Annotated in this window: 18 protein-coding genes and 2 tRNA genes; 16 read left to right on the forward strand and 4 right to left on the reverse strand. The window is 70.2% G+C overall.

The annotated features are described in order from the left end of the window. Window positions 1–18 precede the first annotated feature (18 nt). The 5 genes from gyrA (at window position 19) to OG444_RS19655 (ending at window position 5,177) form a co-directional block, all read left to right on the forward strand. Window positions 19–2,634 carry a DNA gyrase subunit A gene (gene gyrA / locus OG444_RS19635; protein WP_327263388.1) on the forward strand — a complete coding sequence of 872 codons (2,616 nt, stop codon included), beginning with the start codon at window positions 19–21 and terminating at the stop codon, window positions 2,632–2,634. A gap of 87 nt (window positions 2,635–2,721) precedes the next feature. Further along, window positions 2,722–3,270 carry a DUF3566 domain-containing protein gene (locus tag OG444_RS19640; protein WP_327263389.1) on the forward strand — a complete coding sequence of 183 codons (549 nt, stop codon included), beginning with the start codon at window positions 2,722–2,724 and terminating at the stop codon, window positions 3,268–3,270. A 118-nt stretch (window positions 3,271–3,388) separates the two neighbouring features. After that, window positions 3,389–3,462 (forward strand) — tRNA-Ile (locus tag OG444_RS19645). A gap of 144 nt (window positions 3,463–3,606) precedes the next feature. After that, complete coding sequence (locus OG444_RS19650) at window positions 3,607–3,741, forward strand: DLW-39 family protein (RefSeq protein WP_208809277.1); 135 nt, start codon at window positions 3,607–3,609, stop codon at window positions 3,739–3,741. Between the two features lie 122 nt (window positions 3,742–3,863). Further along, complete coding sequence (locus OG444_RS19655) at window positions 3,864–5,177, forward strand: hypothetical protein (RefSeq protein WP_327266862.1); 1,314 nt, start codon at window positions 3,864–3,866, stop codon at window positions 5,175–5,177. On the opposite strand, the gene OG444_RS19660 is transcribed toward OG444_RS19655, so the two are convergent. Together OG444_RS19660 and OG444_RS19665 are read right to left on the reverse strand one after the other, a co-directional pair. Beyond that, window positions 5,164–6,426: a serine/threonine-protein kinase gene (locus OG444_RS19660; RefSeq protein ID WP_327263390.1), complete on the reverse strand. Its 1,263-nt coding sequence runs from the start codon at window positions 6,424–6,426 to the stop codon at window positions 5,164–5,166. The two genes, OG444_RS19655 and OG444_RS19660, sit on opposite strands and share 14 nt — an antisense overlap. Before the next feature lie 44 nt (window positions 6,427–6,470). Then, window positions 6,471–7,019, reverse strand: a complete 549-nt coding sequence (locus tag OG444_RS19665) for a helix-turn-helix domain-containing protein (protein WP_030383913.1) — start codon at window positions 7,017–7,019, stop codon at window positions 6,471–6,473. A 162-nt stretch (window positions 7,020–7,181) separates the two neighbouring features. Here OG444_RS19665 and OG444_RS19670 point away from each other — a divergent pair. Then, window positions 7,182–7,254: transfer RNA gene (locus OG444_RS19670), tRNA-Ala, on the forward strand. Window positions 7,255–7,367: 113 nt separating this feature from the next. Here the strand turns inward: OG444_RS19670 and OG444_RS19675 are convergent. Continuing rightward, a complete protein-coding gene (locus OG444_RS19675) occupies window positions 7,368–8,972 on the reverse strand; it encodes an MFS transporter (protein WP_327263391.1) in 1,605 nt (534 codons plus the stop codon). Window positions 8,973–9,091: 119 nt separating this feature from the next. Between OG444_RS19675 and OG444_RS19680 the strand changes: the two genes are divergently transcribed. Next, window positions 9,092–9,403 (forward strand): ArsR/SmtB family transcription factor, encoded by a 312-nt coding sequence (locus OG444_RS19680; RefSeq protein WP_327263392.1) that lies wholly within the window; start codon window positions 9,092–9,094, stop codon window positions 9,401–9,403. Window positions 9,404–9,533: 130 nt separating this feature from the next. On the opposite strand, the gene ddaH (OG444_RS19685) is transcribed toward OG444_RS19680, so the two are convergent. Then, window positions 9,534–10,400 carry a dimethylargininase gene (gene ddaH / locus OG444_RS19685; protein ID WP_383198152.1) on the reverse strand — a complete coding sequence of 289 codons (867 nt, stop codon included), beginning with the start codon at window positions 10,398–10,400 and terminating at the stop codon, window positions 9,534–9,536. Between the two features lie 319 nt (window positions 10,401–10,719). On the opposite strand from ddaH (OG444_RS19685), the gene OG444_RS19690 reads away from it, so the two are divergent. From OG444_RS19690 to OG444_RS19730, 9 genes are read left to right on the forward strand one after another with little or no spacing between them, the layout of a single operon-like run. Then, window positions 10,720–12,030, forward strand: coding sequence for a SidA/IucD/PvdA family monooxygenase (locus tag OG444_RS19690; protein ID WP_327263393.1), 1,311 nt, complete (start codon window positions 10,720–10,722; stop codon window positions 12,028–12,030). A gap of 53 nt (window positions 12,031–12,083) precedes the next feature. Next, window positions 12,084–12,452 (forward strand): cupin domain-containing protein, encoded by a 369-nt coding sequence (locus tag OG444_RS19695; RefSeq protein ID WP_327263394.1) that lies wholly within the window; start codon window positions 12,084–12,086, stop codon window positions 12,450–12,452. Then, on the forward strand, window positions 12,449–14,068 hold the full coding sequence (locus OG444_RS19700) for a class I tRNA ligase family protein (protein WP_327263395.1): 1,620 nt from the start codon (window positions 12,449–12,451) through the stop codon (window positions 14,066–14,068). The genes OG444_RS19695 and OG444_RS19700 overlap by 4 nt, the downstream gene beginning before the upstream one ends. A 15-nt stretch (window positions 14,069–14,083) precedes the next feature. Continuing rightward, window positions 14,084–15,406: an MFS transporter gene (locus OG444_RS19705; protein WP_327263396.1), complete on the forward strand. Its 1,323-nt coding sequence runs from the start codon at window positions 14,084–14,086 to the stop codon at window positions 15,404–15,406. 15 nt (window positions 15,407–15,421) lie between these two features. Further along, entirely contained in the window at window positions 15,422–16,675 is a 1,254-nt protein-coding gene (locus tag OG444_RS19710; RefSeq protein ID WP_327263397.1) for an ATP-grasp domain-containing protein, read from the forward strand. After that, a complete protein-coding gene (ddaH, locus tag OG444_RS19715) occupies window positions 16,668–17,492 on the forward strand; it encodes a dimethylargininase (protein ID WP_327263398.1) in 825 nt (274 codons plus the stop codon). Before OG444_RS19710 ends, ddaH (OG444_RS19715) begins: the two co-directional genes overlap by 8 nt. Next, window positions 17,489–17,824, forward strand: coding sequence for a hypothetical protein (locus tag OG444_RS19720; RefSeq protein WP_327263399.1), 336 nt, complete (start codon window positions 17,489–17,491; stop codon window positions 17,822–17,824). Before ddaH (OG444_RS19715) ends, OG444_RS19720 begins: the two co-directional genes overlap by 4 nt. After that, complete coding sequence (locus tag OG444_RS19725) at window positions 17,821–19,599, forward strand: ABC transporter substrate-binding protein (protein WP_327263400.1); 1,779 nt, start codon at window positions 17,821–17,823, stop codon at window positions 19,597–19,599. The genes OG444_RS19720 and OG444_RS19725 overlap by 4 nt, the downstream gene beginning before the upstream one ends. Next, window positions 19,599–20,102: a YbaK/EbsC family protein gene (locus OG444_RS19730; RefSeq protein WP_327263401.1), complete on the forward strand. Its 504-nt coding sequence runs from the start codon at window positions 19,599–19,601 to the stop codon at window positions 20,100–20,102. Before OG444_RS19725 ends, OG444_RS19730 begins: the two co-directional genes overlap by 1 nt. Window positions 20,103–20,105 lie beyond the last annotated feature (3 nt).

Genomic DNA, 20,105 nt, shown 5'->3' on the forward strand with positions numbered 1-20,105 from the left:
AAGGACTTCTGACCAGCAATGGCCGACGAAACCACCCCCACCGCAGAGAACGCCGAGAACGCTGCGGAGGAGCAGCCCGTGATGCGCATCGAGCCCGTCGGGCTCGAGACGGAGATGCAGCGCTCCTACCTCGACTACGCGATGTCCGTCATCGTCTCGCGCGCCCTGCCGGACGTGCGCGACGGCCTCAAGCCGGTGCACCGCCGCGTGCTGTACGCGATGTACGACGGCGGCTACCGGCCCGAGAAGGGCTTCTACAAGTGCGCCCGCGTCGTCGGCGACGTCATGGGTACCTACCACCCGCACGGTGACAGCTCGATCTACGACGCCCTGGTCCGCCTGGCCCAGCCGTGGTCGATGCGCATGCCGCTGGTCGACAGCAACGGCAACTTCGGCTCCCCGGGCAACGACCCGGCGGCCGCGATGCGCTACACCGAGTGCAAGCTCATGCCGCAGGCCATGGAGATGCTCCGGGACATCGACGAGGAGACCGTCGACTTCCAGGACAACTACGACGGCCGCAACCAGGAGCCCACCGTGCTCCCGGCGCGCTTCCCGAACCTGCTGGTCAACGGCAGCGCCGGCATCGCGGTCGGCATGGCGACCAACATCCCGCCGCACAACCTCCGCGAGGTCGCGGCCGGTGCGCAGTGGGCGCTGGAGCACCCGGAGGCCACCCACGAGGAGCTCCAGGACGCGCTCATCGAGCGGATCAAGGGACCGGACTTCCCCTCCGGCGCCCTGGTCGTGGGCCGCAAGGGCATCGAGGAGGCGTACCGGACCGGTCGCGGCTCCATCACGATGCGCGCGGTGGTGGAGGTCGAGGAGATCCAGAACCGCCAGTGCCTGGTGGTCACGGAGCTCCCGTACCAGACCAACCCCGACAACCTCGCGCAGAAGATCGCGGACCTGGTGAAGGACGGCAAGGTCGGCGGCATCGCCGACGTCCGTGACGAGACCTCGTCGCGGACCGGCCAGCGCCTGGTGATCGTCCTGAAGCGGGACGCCGTCGCGAAGGTCGTGCTGAACAACCTCTACAAGCACACCGACCTGCAGACGAACTTCGGTGCGAACATGCTGGCGCTGGTGGACGGCGTGCCGCGCACGCTGTCGATCGACGCCTTCATCCGCCACTGGGTGACGCACCAGATCGAGGTCATCGTCCGGCGCACGAAGTTCCGCCTGCGCAAGGCGGAGGAGCGCGCCCACATCCTGCGCGGTCTGCTCAAGGCGCTGGACGCGATCGACGAGGTCATCGCGCTGATCCGGCGCAGCAACACGGTCGAGATCGCGCGCGAGGGCCTGATGGGCCTCCTGGAGATCGACGAGATCCAGGCGAACGCGATCCTGGAGATGCAGCTCCGCCGCCTCGCGGCCCTGGAGCGCCAGAAGATCGTCGCCGAGCACGACGAGCTCCAGGCCAAGATCAACGAGTACAACGCCATCCTGGCCTCGGAGTCGCGCCAGCGCTCCATCGTCAGCGAGGAACTGGCGGCGATCGTCGAGAAGTTCGGCGACGACCGGCGCTCGAAGCTGGTGCCCTTCGACGGTGACATGTCCATCGAGGACCTGATCGCCGAAGAGGACATCGTCGTCACGATCACGCACGGCGGCTACGTCAAGCGCACCAAGACCGAGGACTACCGCTCGCAGAAGCGCGGCGGCAAGGGCGTGCGCGGCACGAAGCTGAAGCAGGACGACCTGGTCGACCACTTCTTCGTCTCCACCACGCACCACTGGCTGCTGTTCTTCACGAACAAGGGCCGGGTCTACCGCTCCAAGGCGTACGAGCTGCCGGACGCCGGCCGCGACGCCCGCGGGCAGCACGTGGCGAACCTGCTGGCCTTCCAGCCGGACGAGAAGATCGCCCAGATCCTCGCGATCCGCGACTACGAGGCGGCGCCGTACCTGATCCTGGCCACCAAGGGCGGCCTGGTGAAGAAGACGGCGCTCAAGGACTACGACTCGCCCCGTTCCGGCGGTGTCATTGCGATCAACCTCCGGGAGACCGAGGATGGCGGCGACGACGAGCTGATCGGAGCGGAGCTGGTGTCCGCCGAGGACGACCTGCTGCTGATCAGCAAGAAGGCGCAGTCGATCCGCTTCACGGCGACCGACGACGCGCTGCGTCCGATGGGCCGCGCCACCTCGGGCGTGAAGGGCATGAGTTTCCGTGAAGGTGACGAACTGCTCTCCATGAGCGTGGTGAGGCCGGGTACGTTCGTCTTCACCGCGACCGACGGCGGCTACGCCAAGCGGACGCCGGTGGACGAGTACCGCGTCCAGGGCCGTGGCGGTCTGGGCATCAAGGCCGCCAAGATCGTGGAGGACCGCGGGTCGCTCGTGGGGGCGCTCGTGGTCGACGAGAGCGACGAGATTCTCGCCATCACGCTCGGCGGTGGTGTGATTCGTACGCGCGTCAACGAAGTCAGGGAGACCGGCCGTGACACCATGGGCGTCCAGCTGATCAACCTGGGCAAGCGTGATGCCGTGGTCGGCATCGCCCGCAACGCCGAGGCCGGTCAGGAAGCTGACGAGGTCGAGGCCGACGAGAACGAGACCGAGGTGGCCGACGTACAGGCCATCGAGGGAGCCGAGGGCACGCAGCCTTCGGCCGGGGAGCACGAGGAGTAAGTCGTGAGTGGAGCCACGGGCGCCGGACCGGCCAAGACTGGAGCGAACGGTGCCCGTGGCCCCGCCGCGGACTCCCAGGGGGGAACCGTGACGGACACCCGAGGACCGCAGCCGGCGGTCGACGCCGACGCCGGCCAGGACAAGCCCGCACAGCCGTACCACCCGCCGCAGGCCTACGCGGCGCCCTCGGGCCCGGGGACGCCGCGGGGCGGTACGGGGGCGGGCGCACAGCGCAAGCCGCGTACGGGGGTCCGTACGGCTCCCCGTACGCGCAAGGCCCGGCTGCGGGTGGCCAAGGCCGACCCGTGGTCGGTGATGAAGGTCAGCTTCCTGCTGTCGATCGCGCTGGGCATCTGCACCATCGTGGCGGCGGCGGTGCTGTGGATGGTCATGGACGCCATGGGCGTCTTCTCGACCGTCGGCGGCACCATCAGCGAGGCGACCGGGTCCAACGAGGGCAACGGCTTCGACCTGCAGGCGTTCATGTCGCTGCCGCGCGTTCTGATCTTCACATCGGTCATCGCGGTGATCGACGTGGTGCTGGCGACAGCACTGGCGACGCTGGGCGCGTTCATCTACAACCTGTCGGCGGGCTTCGTCGGCGGTGTGGAGCTCACCCTCGCCGAGGACGAGTAGGTCCTGCGGCGAAGCGCCCGTGACGGGTCGGATGACCTGCGCAGACGCCTCCCGGCAACGGATTTTGGCCTGACCGGGTCTGTGCGCTAATCTTCAGGAGTCAGCGCGCAGCGCGGATGGGGCTATAGCTCAGTTGGTTAGAGCGCATCCCTGATAAGGATGAGGCCACAGGTTCAAATCCTGTTAGCCCCACAGTGTCGAAGACCCCCAGGCCAAGGCTTGGGGGTCTTCTTCGTTGGGCCAGTTGGCGCACCGCCAGGTCACCGATCGGTATCGGTCGGTGTGTATTGTTGGGCGCCAGAAGTCCCCTACGTCAACGAAAGACGAGGTCGCGCGGTGAAGAAGCTGCTCCTGGTCGCACTGGCCGCCATCGGCGGGCTCCTCGTGTACCGCCAGATCCAGGCGGACCGCGCCGAGCAGGACCTGTGGACGGAGGCAACTGACTCCGTGCCCTCTGGTTCCGGTGTGTGAGACCCAAGGCTGATCCCATGAAGCCCCGGCTGCCGCTGCGGCCGGGGCTTTGTGCTGTTCTGTGACGAAAAATTCCGTTATGAAAAGATTTGGCTTGCGCTAGCAAACTCGGGGTGGGCGTGATGGTTCGGGTACGGACGACGGTGTGGGCGGCGGCCCTGGGGCTGGTGGTGGTGGGCCTGTCCGGGTCCGCCGCGTACGCGGAGGGGGCCGCGCCCGCGCCCCTCCCGACGTACCGGGCCGCGGACGGCGCCAAGGCGATCGAGGGCACGCTCTCCACGGCGGACGCACCGGAGATCGAGGCCGGGAGCGTCTACCGGGACAGGATGGGCCCGGGGGAGCGCGTGTACCGGCTCGTCCTCGACAAGGACGAGTCCAACGTCTACGTCTCCGCCGTGGTCCGTCCCCCGGCGGGCGCGAAGGTCTCCGGCGGCGACGGCATCGAGGTCGAGATCATGACCACCGCCGGGTCCTCCTGCGAGGACAGCGCGGGACGGGCCAACTTCGGCTACGACGCCTACCCGATCAGCGCCGCCGGCGTCCGGTGGGGCAAGGAGGACGGGGAGTGCGCGCCCGCGGGCGTGTACTACGCCAAGGTGACGCGTACGTCGGCCAAGGACTACGACCAGAGCCCGTGGCCGCTGGAGATCAAGGTCCAGCGGGAACCCGGCCGCGGAGCCGGCGTCCCCACCACCGCCCCCAGCACCTGGCCCTCGGGACCGCCCGTCCTGCCGGGGACCGAGGCGGTGGCCCGCACCGGCGGCACCGGCTTCAACGACGCCCGCGCCCTGGACGCCGGCGTGTGGCGCGACGAGATGCGGCCCGGCCAGACCCGCTTCTACCGGGTCCCGCTGGACTGGGGGCAGCAGCTGGGGCTGAGCGCCGAACTGTCCGCCGCGAAGATGACCAGGACCTACGGCTCCGCCTCGGGCGGGCTCACCGTCTCGCTCTACAGCCCGTACCGCGGCCCGATCTCCGACAAGGACATCTCGTACGACGGCAAGCAGGCCGCGGTCACCCTGGGGAAGACGCCTCCCGTGGCCTACGAGAACCGCTTCGCCAGTGACCGGAGCGTGCAGCCCGTGTCCCTCGCGGGCTGGTACTACGTCGTGGTCACCATGGGCGCCAAGGTCGCCGACTTCACCGAGGACGCGGCGCCGGTGCCGCTGACGCTGCGCCTGACCGTCACCGGTACGCCGGCCAAGGCGCCCGCGTACAAGGGCAGTCCGGCCGCGGACGGCTTCGGGGTGGGCGAGGCGGACCGGGCCGCCGCGAAGGAGGGGCTGACCGCCCCCGAGGCGGCCGAGGCCGCCGAGCGGCACTCGACCATGCGGGTCGTGGCGGGCGCCGGCTTCGGCACCGGGACGGCCCTGCTGCTCGTCCTGGGCGGCTGGATGCTGCTCGGGCGGCGGCGGCGCGGCGCTACAGCTGCGTGAGGGCCCAGACGCCCACCGCGAAGCAGAGCAGCGCCGCGGCGAGGAGCGAGGCCACCGCCTTCGCCGGGGGCGGGGCGATCCCGCCGCCCGTGCGGACCGGCGGCGCCGCGGGGTCCGGGGCCGGGGACAGCGGTGCGGTCGGCACGGACGGCGGCGGCAGGTGGAAGCTGCCCGTCTCCGAGGGCCCGTACGAGGGCACCTGCGCCGGTCCGGCCGGATACGGGACCGTGGCGGCGGCCGGAGCCTGGGGCGCGGTCTGCGCCGTACCTCGCGGGTCGGTACCGGCGGGCCCTGCGGGCACCGTCACGGAGGCGGGCGTCTGCGCGGGCACCGGGGCGGCGACCGGCGTGCCCTGTGTGCCGGTCGGGCTCAGCGGGCCCTCGGGGCCGAAGCCTGCGGGCAGCGGGCCGAGTTGGTCGAACACCTCGACCGCATCCGCGTCCGGGGCGGGCGGCGGCAGCAGCTCCACGGCCTCGGCAAGGGCCTTGCGCGCCCCTGTGGCCGTCCGGAAGCGGCGCTCGGGATCCGGCTGCAGGAGACCCGCGAGGACGTCCCACAGCGGCGCGGGAACCCCTTCGGGGGCACCCGGGGTGCCGTGCGCGACGAAGTGTTCCACCAGGGCCCGGGAATCGGGCTTGCGGCCCTGGAGGAGGTACAGGGCGACCAGCCCGGCGGCGAAGAGGTCGGCGGGGAAGTCGGGCTCGGCGCCCAGCAGTTGTTCGGGGGCGAAATAGCCCGGCGTCCCGACCACGTAGTCGGTCTCGGTCAGCCGGGGCTCCCCCTTGCGCATGGAGATGCCGAAGTCGGACAGCCGCAGGTGCGGCCGCCCGGTTCCGGTGGCCTCCATCAGGATGTTGGCCGGTTTGATGTCGCGGTGCACCACGCCCTCCGCGTGCACCGCGGCGAGCCCCGACAGGAGCTGGTCGAGCAGGGTGCACACGAAGCGGGGAGGCAGGGGACCGTAGTCCCCGATGACATGGCCGAGCGAGCCGCCGCCGACCAGATCCATGGTGAAGAGGACCTTGTCGTCGTCGGCCGCCCAGCTGGCGGGAGCCAGTACGTGCGGATGGTCGATCCGCAGTGCCTGCTCCCGTACGAACCGCAGGAGCGTGTGGGCGTCGCTCTGCAGGAGGACCTTCGCCGCCACGTAGCGTCGACGGCGGTGGTCCCAGGCCCGCCATACGGCACCTGCGCCACCGCGTCCGATCGGATCGATCAGCTCGTACCGACCGGCGAAGACCTCACCCATCGCTGTGCCCGTCCCCCGTCACCCGTTGTCCGCCCTCGTGCGTGTCAGTTCTGGTGGGCCTCGTAGTGGGCGACCGCGTCGGCGGTGCGGCCCGCGCCGTACACCCGGAGGAACTCTGCCAGTTCCGGGTGGCTGGGGGCGAGGGTGTTCGCCGCGTCGATGATGTCGCCGGCCGCGGAGACCGAGCGCAGCAGCGACTGGATCTCGCGGACGACCCGCTTGACCGTGGGCGCGCCGGAGCCGGTGGTGGTCTGGCCGCTGTTGCTGAGGACGGATCCTCCCTGGGTCTTCTTGATCTCGTCCATCCGGTCGGTGGCCTCTCCCGCGCTGACGCTCCCGTCGGCGACCTGGCCGGCGAGATCCTGGAGGGCCTGGACGCGCTGGACCACGGCCGGGTTCCCGATCTTGGCGCGCTGGCCGCTCATCAGCTGGGACAGCATGGGCGCCGACAGTCCGAGGACGGCAGCGAGGCGGGCCTGGTTCAAGCCGAGGTCATCTATGAGCCGGCGGAAGAGCGCTCCCAGGGGCTCCCCGTACCAACTGCGCTGAAGCTCTCTGGCTCTGGCCGTGGCCTCTTGTTGTACTGCGTCCACTCTTACTACTCCCCTTCGCTGGTGCGAACCTCGCGAGCATCTTACGGAGAGTGGTCGCACGGCGGGAGTCCCTATCATTTTGCGAGATGAGGGGGTACACCCGGTACTCTGTTCTGCGGAACGACCACACCTCCCACGCGGGAGAGGTGCGTCCACTTCCACGGGGCCTTAGCTCAGTTGGTAGAGCGCTGCCTTTGCAAGGCAGATGTCAGGAGTTCGAATCTCCTAGGCTCCACATGTAAATGCCCTCCGACCTGCGAAAACGCAGTGTCGGAGGGCATTTTTCATGTCCTCGGGAAGGGGCGGGTCGCCGGGTTGCCGGGCCTCGGCCGGGCGCCGGACAACCTGTCAGACGCCGCGGTCCCCGGGTGAGTTTCCCGCGGGGGCAGGGCGGCTGTTGCGGCCGGATCCGCCGCGCAGCAGGACGGCGATCACGGCGCACAGCACGGCGCAGACCGCGGCGAGGCCCCACAGGACGGTGTGGAAGGCGCTGTCGTAGGACCGGGCGAGGAAGCGGACGAAGCCCTCGGTGTCCACCGCCCCGGACAGTTCGGCGGCCCGGGCGAGGTCGCCGCCCGCGGCCCGGGCGGCGACCAGGTCCGCGTGCGAGGCGCCGGCGTGGTCGCCGATGCCGTTGTCGACGCGGGTGCCGAGCGCCGTGGCGAGGGCCGAGCCGTACACCGCCACGGCGATGGCCTCGCTGCCCAGGCGCAGGGTGTTGAGGAAGCCCGCCGCCATGCCGGCCTTGGCCGGGTCGATCAGCTCCAGTGCCTGACCGTCGACGAGGCCGGCCGACAGGCCCATGCCGGCGCCGGTGACGAGCATCGGCAGGGCGACGGCGAGGATCTTCACGTCGGGGGAGAACAGCGTGAGCGCCAGGTCGCCGACGACCAGGCAGCCGAGGCTCACGTGGATCAGGGTGAGCGCGGGGATCCCGCGGGTGACCAGCTTCGCGGCCAGCATCGGGCAGATCAGCACGGGCGCGGTGAGCAGCAGCATGATCAGGCCGGCGGCGGCGGTGTCGCGGCCGGCGGCGGCGGTCAGGTAGCTCGGCAGGTGGCTGAGCAGGGTGACGAAGCCGAAGGACGCGGCGACCGGGACCAGGCACAGGCCGACGAAGCGCCGGTCGCGCAGCACGCTCAGGTCCAGCATGGGGTGTTCCCGGCGGTCCTCGACCACGGCGAAGACCGCGAGGACCGCGAGCGCGGCCGCGAACAGCCCCAGCACGCCCGGGCTGACCCAGCCCCACTGCGAGCCCTGCACGATGGCGGTGGTCAGCAGCACCATGGCGGCGACGAACAGTGCGCTGCCCGGCAGGTCGAGGCGCGCACCGCTGCCGCCGTCCGCCGGCACGGCCCCGGCAACGGCGGGCACCGCGAGCAGGACGAGGAGCAGGGCGGCCGCGTGGACCGCGAACACCCAGCGCCAGCCGAGGCCCTGGACGAGTAAGCCGGCCAGCGAGGGTCCGAGCGCCACGCCGACGCCCGCGACGGTGCCGAACAGGGCGAAGGCCCTGGCGCGCGCAGGACCGTCGAACGCGGTCGCGATGATCGCCGCGCCGCAGGAGAAGATCGCCGCGCCGCCGATCCCGGCGAGCGCGCGGGCGCCGTCCAGCCACAGCACGTCGGTGGCGAGGGCGCTGGCCGCCGAGGCCACGGCGTAGACGGCGGCGCCGGCGGCGAAGGCCCTGACCCGGCCGACGATGTCGGCGACGGATCCCCAGACGAGGGTGAAGCAGGCGAAGGCGACGTTGAAGGCGTTCACCACCCACTGGAGGGGGGCGAGGCCTGCCTGGGTGTCGGCCCCGATGCCGGGGAGCGCGACGGCAGTGCCGGAGATCGACATCGGGACGACGAACACCGCGAGGAGTACGGCGGCCAGGGGCAGGGCGCGGCCCGGCCGTCCTGTTGCCCGCACGGGTGGCGCGGCGGGCGGGGTGGTCTGCGTACGCATGGGGGCACCGTTCCGGGTTCGGCCCGGCCGACGGGCGACCAGGTTCGGTTTTGATCGAACCTTAAGCTGGCACATGCGAGAGGTATGATGCAAGCCGTACCTCAGGAAGGAGGGCCGCCATGCCCGACGAGGACGGTCACCCCTCCCGCGAGGAGATGAGCCTTGCGGCCGTGCTGAACGCGCTGTCCGACCCCCTGCGCTACGGCGTCGTGGGCGCCCTGCTGAGGGAACCGGAGGGCACGGCGCGCACCTGCGCTTCCTTCAACCTGCCGGTCTCGAAGTCGACGACCACCCACCACTTCCGGATCCTGCGCGAGGCGGGTCTGGTGCGGCAGGTGGACCGGGGCAACAGCCGGGCGGCGACCCTGCGCCGCGCGGACCTGGACGCGCGCTTCCCGGGCCTGCTGAACCTGATCGCCGCCGATCTCTGATCGACGTCGAGGCCGAGGCCGAGGCGGAGGAAGAGCCCGAGGAAGAGGCCGAGCCCGGCCCGGGCCGGGACCGGACACGAAAAAACCCTCCTGACCGCGCTCGCGCAGGTCAGGAGGGTTTCTCGGGTGCTCAGCGGTCGCGCAGCTCCAGCGTGCAGCACTTCACGCTGCCGCCGGCCTTGAGCAGCTCGGAGAGCTCGACCCCGATCGGCTCGAAGCCGCGCGCCCGCAGCTTGGCGTGGAGGCCGGTGGCAGCGGCGGGCAGGAGCACGTGGCGGCCGTCGGAGAAGGCGTTGAGACCGAAGACGGCCGCGTCCTCGGCGGTGGCCAGGATCGCCGTGGGGAACATCGCGCGCAGGACGGCCTGGCTGCCCTGGGAGAAGGCGGCCGGGTAGTACATGACCTCGTCGTCCGACAGCACGGACAGCGCGGTGTCCAAGTGGTAGTACTCCGGGTTCACCAGCGTCAGCGAGGTGACCGGGAGGCCGAAGAACTCCTGCGCCTCCGCGTGCGAACGCGGGTCCGTACGGAAGCCGGTACCGGCCAGCAGGCGGCGGCCGACGGTGAGGATGTCACCCTCGCCCTCGTTGACGAACTCGGGCCACAGCGTGTCCGTGTAGCCGCGGCCCTCCAGCCACTTCAGGTACGCGGGACCCTCGGCGGTGCGCTCCGCGTGACGGAATCTGGCCCCGAAGACCTTGCCGTCGACGACGGTGGCGCCGTTGGCCGCGAACACCATGTCGGGCAGGCCCTCGATCGGATCTATCTCCTCGACCACGTGGCCGAGTTCGAGGTACAGGTCGCGCAGGCCCTCCCACTGGCTGACGGCGAGCGCGTTGTCCGTGGCGTGCTGCGGGTTCATCCACGGGTTGATCGAGTACGTGACGTCGTAGTGCCGGGGCCGGCACATCAGCAGACGGCGGCGCGTGGCCACCCGCGTGGGGCTCTCGGAGCGATAGAGGGCGCCGGCGGGGGTGATGGAGTCGGTGAGCGGCACGAGGGCTCCTTCTCATGGGGTGGCGATGGAAGCCCGGCTGCCCGAGGGATGGCCGGGCCGGCCGGATGTGTGTGACGCAGCTGATTACGTCGGGCCCATGGAAATGGCGTCCGGCATTGACCGGAAGCAGGGGAGAACACCGGCCAATCAAAGCGCCCGCCAGGCCCTCGTCCGAGTTGATTGTCCGTGCCGCGGGCGCCTTCCGGGCAATCGGACGCTGCCGTGGAATGTGGACATCACCCGGGAGGCAACGCAAGGACGAGAACCGTCCTGCCTGACCGTACGAACCTGTCCACCTGTTCCATCTGGAGGTACTTCCATGGCGCATCGCAATGTCGAACTGCTCGCAGTCGGTGCAGGCCCGGCGAACCTGGCGCTGGCGGTCGCCGTCGAGGAGCTCGCACCCGAGCTGGCCGGTGACACCCTGCTGATAGAGCGCGAGCAGGACATCGTGTGGCAGCGGGGAATGCTGCTGCCCGACGCGCTCAGCCAGGTCTCCTTCCTCAAGGACCTGGTCACCATGCGCAATCCGACCAGCCGATTCTCCTTCGTCAATTTCCTGCACTCCCAGGAGAGGCTCGACGCCTTCGTCAATCTGGCGAGTTTTGTTCCCTACCGCAGCGAGATATCCGAGTACCTGCAATGGGTCGCCAATGAACTGGAGACGGTGCAGGTCGAATACGGCCGCGAATGCGCCGGCGTCGAGGCCGTGACGGGCGACGACGGCGAGCTCTCCGGCTGGCTGGTCACCCTTGCCGACGGCGACACCATCGGCTGCCGCTACCTCGTGATCGGCGCGGGCCGTGACGCCCACGTCCCCGCCGTGTTCGACGGTCTGCCGGCCGAACGCGTCATCCACAGCACCCAGTACACGCAGCGCATCGCCGACGTGCGGGCCGACCTGCCGCACCGCGTCGCGGTGATCGGCGGGGCGCAGAGCGCGGCCGAGCTGTTCGGCGCCGCGCTGCGGGACCTGCCGGAGTGCAAGCCGACGATGATCATGCGCTCCATCGGCCTGAACGGCTACGAGAGCAGCAAGTTCACCAACGAGCTCTACTACACGTCCTTCATCGACGAGTTCTACGGATCCTCGCCCGAGGCCCGCCAGCAGCTGCTCGGAGAGATGTACCGCTCCAACTACGGCGGCCTCTCCCCCGCCACCCTCGACGGCCTGTACCGGCAGTTCTACCAGGACCGCCGCTCCGGCCAGGAGCGCCTGGCGATCCACCCCATGACGGACGTGACCGGCGCCCGCATGGACGGCGACGAGGTGGTCCTCACCCTCGTCGACCGCAAGTCCGGAGCCGAGCGGGAGATGCGTACGGACCTGGTGCTGCTGGGCACCGGCTTCGTCCGAGAGATGCCGTGGGCGGTCAAGGCCCTCGCGCAGTCGATCGGCCTGGAGGAGATCAACGTGAGCCGGCGCTACCGGCTCGACCTGGGCCGCCCCGCGACCGGCGCCTGCTACCTGCAGGGCGTCAACGAGGCCACCCACGGCATCGCCGACTCGCTCCTCAGCGTGCTCGCGGGCCGCTCCGCCGAGATCACCCAGGACATCCTCGCGCACCGCCGGACCCGGTCCGCGGAGGTCCCGGCCCCGCGCGAACTCGCCTTCGCCGGCGCGGTCTGAGGACCGCGCACCCCCACGAGCCGTACCCGCCCGACGAGGAGAGACCCACCCCCATGCTCACCAAGCAACTCGACCGCGCCGGACTGACGCACGAGAACGGCCTGGACGCCCAGCGGCTGCTGCCCTGGCCCGAGCTCAACGCCCCCTTCGAGGGGTCCTGGTGCGTGATCCGCCCCGGCACCGCCTCGACGGCCCACGCCCACCACGAGTACGAGATCTTCATCGCCGTCGCCGGCTCCGCCGTCCTGGAGTCGGAGGGCGTCCGCAAGCCCTTCGTGACCGGGGACATCGTCCACTTCACCCCGGGCTCCGAGCACCGGGTGATCAACGAGTCCGACGCGGACTTCGAGATGTACAGCGTCTGGTGGGACCTCGACATGACACAGCGGTTCGCAGCTCGCCACGAAGGAGCCCAGGCATGACACGCCGTACGGTCATCATCGCGCCGCCGCCGACCCCGAACGGGGACCTGCACACCGGGCACCTGGCGGGCCCGTACCTGGCGGGCGACGTGTACGCACGCTACCTGCGGGCCTCGGACCGGCCGGTGATCTTCACCAGCGGTACCGACGACAGCCAGACCTACGTGGTGGCCAGCGCCGCCCGCGCCGGTCTGACCCCGGAGGAGCTGGCCCTGCGCTCCGCGACGCAGATCCGCGCCACCCTGGAGGCGGCCGGCATATCCGTCGACGGCTTCGCCCCCTTCGACAAGGGCTACCGCCAGACCGTCATCGACTTCGTCACCGACCTCCACAGCGAGGGCGCGTTCCGTCTGAAGACGGTGCTGCTGCCGTACGTCGAGGCCACCGGCGAGTACCTGATGGAGGGCCTGGTCGCCGGCGACTGCCCGGTGTGCCTGGTGGAGAGCCGCGGCGGCCTCTGCGAGTCCTGCGGACACCCCAACAACTTCGACGAGCTGCTGCGTCCCCGCTCCACCGTCGACCCGGACGCCGTGGTCACGCACCGCGAGGCGCAGATCCTCGTCCTGCCGATGGAGGAGTACCGGGACCGCCTCGCCGACTACTACGTCAGGCACCGGGACGTGCTGCGGCCGCACACCGCGCAGCTGGTCCGTGAGGCGCTGGACCGGCCGCTGCCGGACTTCCCGATCACCTATCCGACCGCGTGGGGCATCCCGGCGCCGTTCACCGAGACCCCGGGCCAGGTCCTCAACGCCTGGGCCGAGGGCATGGCCGCCTCGATGTACTGCACCTGGTACGCGGCCGAGCAGCTCGGTGAGCACACCGACCGCTTCGACGAGCACTGGCTGTCCGAGCACGGCATCGACCTCGTGTACTTCCTCGGATTCGACAACGTCTACTTCTGGGGAATGACGCACCTGGCGCTGCTGATGGCGCACGGCGACCGGTACGTCGAGCCGCACGCCATCGTGTCGAACGAGTTCTACGAACTGGAGAACCAGAAGTTCTCCACGAGCAAGGGCCACGTGGTCTGGGCCGCCGATCTGGTGGCCGAGGTACCGCGCGACCTGGTGCGCTTCTACCTGGCGCTGACGGCGCCGGAGCACTCCCGCACGAACTTCAGCCACGAGGCGCTCGACACCCTGTCGAGCTCCCGGCTGGTCCAGCCGTGGAACCGGCTCGCGGGCCGGCTGGACGAGCTGCTCGCCGGACTTCCGGCGGACGCGCTGCTGCCGGTCTCCCCGACCGGCGCCGAGGAGGCGGGCATCGTCGTCGGACGGTTCCGCTCCCACTACGAGCTGGAGAGCTTCAGCCTCCACCGGGCGGCGGACCTGATCGTCGTGCACCTCGACCGGCTGCTGGGCCAGGCGGACCGCGTGTCGGCGGAGGTCCCGACCGACCTCGGAGACCTCGTCCTCGCCGTCCGGACGCTGACCGCGTGCGCCGCTCCGCTGCTCGTCGACCTCGCGGCCCGTGCCGAACGGTCCGGGGCCGACCTGACCCTCCCGGCCGGCGCCTTCCCGGCCGAGCCCGTCGCCGTGCTGCGACTCCCCCGCCTGTCCACCGCGGTCGGGGCCTTCGAGCCCGTGGCCGTGCCGGCCGACATCCGAGCCTGACCTCCGAGGAGCACTGTGTCCACGATCGCCCCGCCCCGTCCCAATCGGGCAGAACGCCTGCTCATCCCCGCGACCTTCATCACCAACCTGGGCAACGGCATCCAGCTCACCGCCGCCTCGTACCTGGTGTTCACCGAAGCCAACACCATGCTCGCGGTCAGCTGGCTGATGATCGCCGTCACCATCCCGCAGGTGGCGCTCTCGTTGTTCTTCGGCAAGCTCGCCGACCGCTTCGACCGCCGCACCCTGGCGATGATCTCCGACCTGGCCAGCGCGGCCGCGGCGATCGGCCTGCCGATCTGGCTGGCCCTCGGCGGTAACCCCTCGACCGTCAGCTACGTCGCCAGCTTCATCCTGTCGATCTCCGCGGCCCTCTTCTTCCCGGCCAGCAACGCCCTGATCAAGGAGCGCATCCCGGAGTCCCGGCTCGCCCAGTTCAACGGCAACGCCGAGATCGCCATCCAGGCCGGCACGCTCGCCTCGGCGGCCCTCGGCGGCTGGGTGATCGTCTGGGTCGGCACCACGTCGCTCTTCTACTTCAACGCGATCACGTTCCTGCTCTCCGCGGTCCTGCTGTTCTTCATCGGCCGCCGCCCGGCCGGCCAGGCCGTCACCGAGGCCGCGGCCAAGGCCGCTTCGGCCGCCGCCGCCCGCCTGTCCGCCGCCCGCCCGCCGCTGGCCCGTCTCGCGCTGCTGTACATCATCGGCAACATCGTGATCATCGTCGGCAACAGCATCATGCTGGTCCTGGTCATCGAGGGCTTCAAGTCCAACGCCGGCTACCTCGGCATCGTCGACGCCCTGTTCGGCATCGGCGCCCTGTTCGCGGCCTGGGCCTTCAAGAAGATCAGCTCCAAGGCCACCGTGCTGAAGACGGCCCTCATCGGCTACCTCGCCTTCGCGGTGCTCCTGTCCATGGAGTCCATCCACCTCTACGCCATGATGGCCGTCATCCCCTTCGCCGCCATCGCCTTCTGCGTGGCCCGCATCTCGGCCCGTACCGCCCTGATGAGCGCGGCGCCCGAGGAGAAGACGGGCTTCGTCTTCGGTGCCACCAACGCCTTCGGCCTCGCCGCCGGCACCATCGCCGTCGTCCTGATCTCGCTCCTGGTCGACTCCACCAACGTGAAGAACGGCTTCTACGCCCTCTCCGTCCTGGTCGTCGTCATCGCCTCGCTCACCGTCCTGTCGCTGCGCAAGCACGACCGTGAGGTCGCCGCCGCCGAGGCCGCCGCGCAGTCCGAGTCCGTCACCGGGGCCGCCGGGGCCGCGATCACCGAGCCCGCCGCCGCCGAGGCCGCCGCCGAGGTCCGCGAGCCCGTCCCGGCGAAGGTCTGAGGGGGGTCGGCACAGATGAAGCTGCTCGCCATCGAGGCCAGCCAGAACGCCACCTACTACATCTCGCGCTACCAGCAGGTCGAGGCCCTCGGTGCCGAGGTCCACGTCCTCAACGGCATAGGCACGGAGGACTTCTGGGACGCGGACCGCTACCGGATCGCCGGCTCCAAGCACATCGAGGACATCGTCACCGCCGCCAAGGTCTGGCACGCGGAGGAGGAGTTCGAAGGGGTCCTGACCTTCTCGGAGTCCGGGGTCGTCACGGTGGCGGTCGTCGCCGAGGCGCTCGGCCTCCCGAGCATCGGCTTCGAAGCCGCCCGGACCAGCCGCAACAAGTACCTGATGCGCCAGGCGCACGAGCGCGGCAGCGCGGCGCACCCCGGCTTCCGGTACGCCCCCGACGTGGAGGCGGCGCTGACCGCCGGTGAGGAGCTGGGCTACCCGCTGATCCTCAAGCCCACCCTGGGCGCCGCCAGCAACTTCGTGTTCAAGGTCGACGACCCCGAGGAGATGCGGGCCCGCTTCGCGGACGCCACCTCGGGCATCGAGACCATGACCTGGGCCCTGATGGAGGCCGACGGCCTGGACCTCGGCCCGAACGGGATCATCGTCGAGGGCTACCTCGACGGCCACGAGCACCTCATCGAGGCGCTGGCCTGGGACGACGAGGTCTACCTCGGTTCCATCGTGGACCGGATCACCGTCGAGAGCGGCACCTTCGACGACGACGTCCACCACGCGCCCAGCTCGCTGACCCCCGAGCAGGTCGCCGCCGTCCACGAGGTCGTCAGGGACGCCGCCCACGCCCAGGGCCTGCGCCGGTCCGTCCTGCACGCCGAGGTGCGCTTCCACCAGGGCAGGCCCTTCATCCTGGAGATAGCGATCCGTCCCGGCGGCGGCGGTCTCGACCACATGGCGCGGATCAGCGCCGGCCACGACCCCATCCGGTGCGTGTCGGACGTGGCGCGCGGCATCCAGCCGGACGTCTCGCACTACTCGCCGACGGACGTGCACACCGCCGCGATGTGCCTGATCAGCGGGGCGGGAACGGTCGAGTCCATCGAGGTGCCGACCGAGGTCGCCGAGGACCCCGCCCTGTTCTTCCTCAAGATCACGGCCACGGCGGGAACCGTCATCAAGCGGCCGCCGGCGGGCAACAACATCCTCGGCTTCATCGGCGCCACCGGTACCTCCCTGACGGAGGCGCTGACCGCCGCGCACATCGCGGCCGGCCGCATCACCACCGCGATGAGGCCGGAGCATGGCTGAGACCCCGCGGCGCACGGCCACCAGGCGGCACTACCTGATGTGCCGGCCGACCCACTTCGAGGTGACCTACGCGATCAACCCGTGGATGAACCCCGACAAGCCGATGGACGCCGGCCTGGCGCTGGCCCAGTGGGAGCGGATCCGCGACCTCTTCCTCGGCTTCGGACACGAGGTCTCCTTCATCGACCCGGCCCCGGGCCTGCCGGACATGGTGTTCTCCGCCAACGGAGCCACCGTGGTCGACGGCAAGGTGCTGATCGCGAAGTTCCGCCACCAGGAGCGGGCGGCCGAGGCCGACGCCTACCGGGCCTGGTTCGAGGGCCACGGCTACACCGACATCCGCCTCCCGCAGTACGTCAACGAGGGCGAGGGCGACTTCGCCCCCGCCGGCCGGCGGATCCTGGCCGGCGCCGGATTCCGCAGCGACCCCGGCGCGCACGAGGAGCTCCGTGAGTTCTTCGGCCTGCCGGTGGTCGGCCTGACCCTGACCGACCCCCGCTTCTACCACCTGGACACCGCACTGTTCGTCCTCGACGACGACCTGGTGGCGTACTACCCCGCCGCCTTCTCCGAGGAGAGCCGGGAGGTGCTGCGGGAGCTGTACCCGGACGCGGTCATCGCCACCCGCGAGGACGCCGACGCCTTCGGCCTGAACGCGGTGAGCGACGGCCTGAACGTGGTCCTGACGGAGACCGCCACCCACCTGATCGACGAGCTGCGCGAGCGCGGATTCCGCCCGCACGGCGTGGACATGTCCGAACTGCTGAAGGCCGGAGGCGCGGTGAAGTGCTGCACCCAGGAGATACGACACCAGTGATCGACTACGACGGCAGAAGTTTCCGCAACACCGGCTACCCGTCGGACCAGGACGCCCCCGTCGGCCACTACCGCCAGGAAGGCGACCTGCTCTGGGCCGACTTCGACGGAGGCGACGTCCGCAGGGGCTCCCTGAACGGGCGCGTCGAGCCCGACGGAAACCTCGAATTCGCTTACACGATGGTCCTCGCGGACGGACAGGTGGTCGCCGGCAGGTGCTGGAGCACCCCCGAGTTCCTCGACGACGGACGGATCCGGCTCAACGAGCGCTGGGAGCGCTACGGAGCCCACTCGGACAGCGGTGAATCCGCACTGGAGGAGGTACCGAGATGACCCCGCCCACCACCCCGCTCCGCGGGGGCAGCGTGACCTGGGCCTGCACCAGCGGCTTCAGCCCGGTCTTCATCTTCCCCTTCACCCCGGGCGAGTACTACGGGGTGGCCAACCTGCACGAGTTCCAGACCCTGATGTACCGCCCGCTGTACTGGTACGGAACCGGCGGCCAGCCGACGGTCGACTACGGGCGCAGCCTCGCCGAGCCCCCGCAGTGGAGCGAGGACGGCCGCACGGCGACGATCACCATCAAGCCCTACACGTGGTCGAACGGCGAGAGCGTCAACGCCGACAACGTGATGCTGTGGATGCACCTCCTGGAGGCCGAGAAGGACAGCTTCGGCGGTTACACGCCGGGCTTCTTCCCGGACAACCTCTCCGGCTACGAGAAGGTCGCCGAGGACAAGGTCAGCTTCACCTTCGACCGCGCCTACTCGCACAACTGGGTGCTGATGAACCAGTTCAGCACCATCACCCCGCTGCCGAAGGCCTGGGACCGCACCGGCGACGACCGGCCGGCCGACGCCACCCACGACCCGGCGCAGGCCTCCGCGGTCTACGCCTACCTGCGGGCCTGCAACGACGAACGCAAGGGCTGGGACACCAGCCCCGTCTGGAGCGTTGTCAACGGACCCTGGAAGCTGAGCAGTTACACGATCGACGGCGTCTCGGGCGAGGCCGTCCTGGTGCCGAACGAGACTTACTCCGGTACCGACAAGCCCTACCTGGACGAGTTCCGGCTGGTGCCCACCGGCTCGGACACCGAGCAGTACGAGATGCTCCGCCGCGGCCCCGAAGCCCCGGACGGCGTGCAGATCGGCTTCCTCCCCTTCGACGAGGTCACCGAGCCGGCCGAGGACCCGATGCTCGGCGGACCCAACCCGCTCGGCGAGCACTACGACCTGGTCCCCCAGCTCACTTACAAAATCCATTACTTCCCGATCAACTTCAACAACCCGACGGTCGCCGGAAAGATCTTCAAGCAGCTCTACTTCCGCCAGGCCCTCCAGTCCTGCCTCGACTCCCGGGGCGCCATCCGCGACGTCTACAAGGGCTACGGCTACCCGACCACCGGGCCGATCCCGGCCCTGCCGGACAGCCCGCTGCTCTCACCCGCCGCGCACGAGGACCCGTACCCCTTCGACGTCGAGGCGGCCCGTGCCTTCCTGACGGAGAACGGCTGGGACACCGGCACCACCCCTGCGCTCTGCGTCCGCGAGGGCACCGGGCCCGGAGAGGCGGGCGAAGGCATCCCGGCCGGCACCCCGCTGCGGTTCTCGATGCGGTACGCCCAGGGGCACGAGACGCTGACCGCGGTCATGCGCAAGTTCGCCGCCGACGCCGCGAAGGCGGGCATCGAGATCGTGCTCACCGAGGTCGAGGCGAGCGTCCTGGTCCTGGAGGACACCACCTGCACCCCGGGTCCCGACAGCCCCTGCCTGTGGGAGTTCAGCGACTGGAACGGCGGCTGGGGATACGGTCCCGGCTTCTACCCCACCGGCGAGGCCCTGTACTCGACCGGATCCTCGGTGAACTTCGGCAGTTACAGCGACCCGAAGGCGGACGAGCTGATCGCCCGCACCGTCGTCAGCGACGACCTCGAGGACCTGTACGCCTACCAGGACTACATCGCGCAGCAGGTCCCGGTCATCTGGATGCCCAACTTCCCCTTCCGTCTGCTGGAAGTGGCCAACAACCTGAAGGGCGTGGCTCCGATCAACCCCTTCGGACTGATCAACCCCGAGGACTGGCACTACGTCGGCGAGGTGCTCTGATGTACCAACGGCTGATCGACCTCCTCGACACCCGTCAGGCCCGCTACCGGCTGATCGACCACGCGGCCGAGGGCCGCACCGATCTGGCGAGCGTCCTGCGCGGCCACCCCCTGGACCAGGCCGCCAAATGCATCGTCGTCCGCGTGAGCATCACCAAGCGGGTCGGCAAGTACGTGCTCGCCGTGGTTCCCGGCGACCGGCAGGTCGACCTGGAGGCGGTCGGCGCGCTGTTCGGCGGCGGGCGGACGGCCTTCGCGACGCCCGAGATCGCCGAGCGCCTGGCCGGCAGCGTCTGCGGCACGGTGATGCCGCTCAGCTTCCACCCCGATCTGCACCTCGTCGTCGACGAGAGCCTGATCCTCACCGAAGAGATCTATTTCAACGCGGCCCGCCTGGACCGCTCCGTGGCCCTGTCCACCCCCGACTACCTGGCCATCGCCCAGCCGCAGCTCGCGGCGATCGCGACGGCCGGCGCGCGGGTCCTGACCCACTCCGCGAGGTGACGA

It is taken from the genome of Streptomyces sp. NBC_01232 (genome assembly GCF_035989885.1).
In the GTDB taxonomy this organism is placed as follows: domain Bacteria; phylum Actinomycetota; class Actinomycetes; order Streptomycetales; family Streptomycetaceae; genus Streptomyces.

What these genes read in the sequence shown, in the direction of transcription:
- gyrA (WP_327263388.1), top strand. Translation starts at nt 19, where the DNA reads ATGGCCGACGAAACCACCCCCACCGCAGAGAACGCCGAGAACGCTGCG.
- OG444_RS19655 (WP_327266862.1), top strand. Translation starts at nt 3,864, where the DNA reads ATGGTTCGGGTACGGACGACGGTGTGGGCGGCGGCCCTGGGGCTGGTG.
- OG444_RS19660 (WP_327263390.1), bottom strand. Translation starts at nt 6,426, where the DNA reads ATGGGTGAGGTCTTCGCCGGTCGGTACGAGCTGATCGATCCGATCGGA.
- OG444_RS19675 (WP_327263391.1), bottom strand. Translation starts at nt 8,972, where the DNA reads ATGCGTACGCAGACCACCCCGCCCGCCGCGCCACCCGTGCGGGCAACA.
- OG444_RS19680 (WP_327263392.1), top strand. Translation starts at nt 9,092, where the DNA reads ATGCCCGACGAGGACGGTCACCCCTCCCGCGAGGAGATGAGCCTTGCG.
- OG444_RS19690 (WP_327263393.1), top strand. Translation starts at nt 10,720, where the DNA reads ATGGCGCATCGCAATGTCGAACTGCTCGCAGTCGGTGCAGGCCCGGCG.
- OG444_RS19695 (WP_327263394.1), top strand. Translation starts at nt 12,084, where the DNA reads ATGCTCACCAAGCAACTCGACCGCGCCGGACTGACGCACGAGAACGGC.
- OG444_RS19700 (WP_327263395.1), top strand. Translation starts at nt 12,449, where the DNA reads ATGACACGCCGTACGGTCATCATCGCGCCGCCGCCGACCCCGAACGGG.
- OG444_RS19710 (WP_327263397.1), top strand. Translation starts at nt 15,422, where the DNA reads ATGAAGCTGCTCGCCATCGAGGCCAGCCAGAACGCCACCTACTACATC.
- ddaH (WP_327263398.1), top strand. Translation starts at nt 16,668, where the DNA reads ATGGCTGAGACCCCGCGGCGCACGGCCACCAGGCGGCACTACCTGATG.
- OG444_RS19725 (WP_327263400.1), top strand. Translation starts at nt 17,821, where the DNA reads ATGACCCCGCCCACCACCCCGCTCCGCGGGGGCAGCGTGACCTGGGCC.
- OG444_RS19730 (WP_327263401.1), top strand. Translation starts at nt 19,599, where the DNA reads ATGTACCAACGGCTGATCGACCTCCTCGACACCCGTCAGGCCCGCTAC.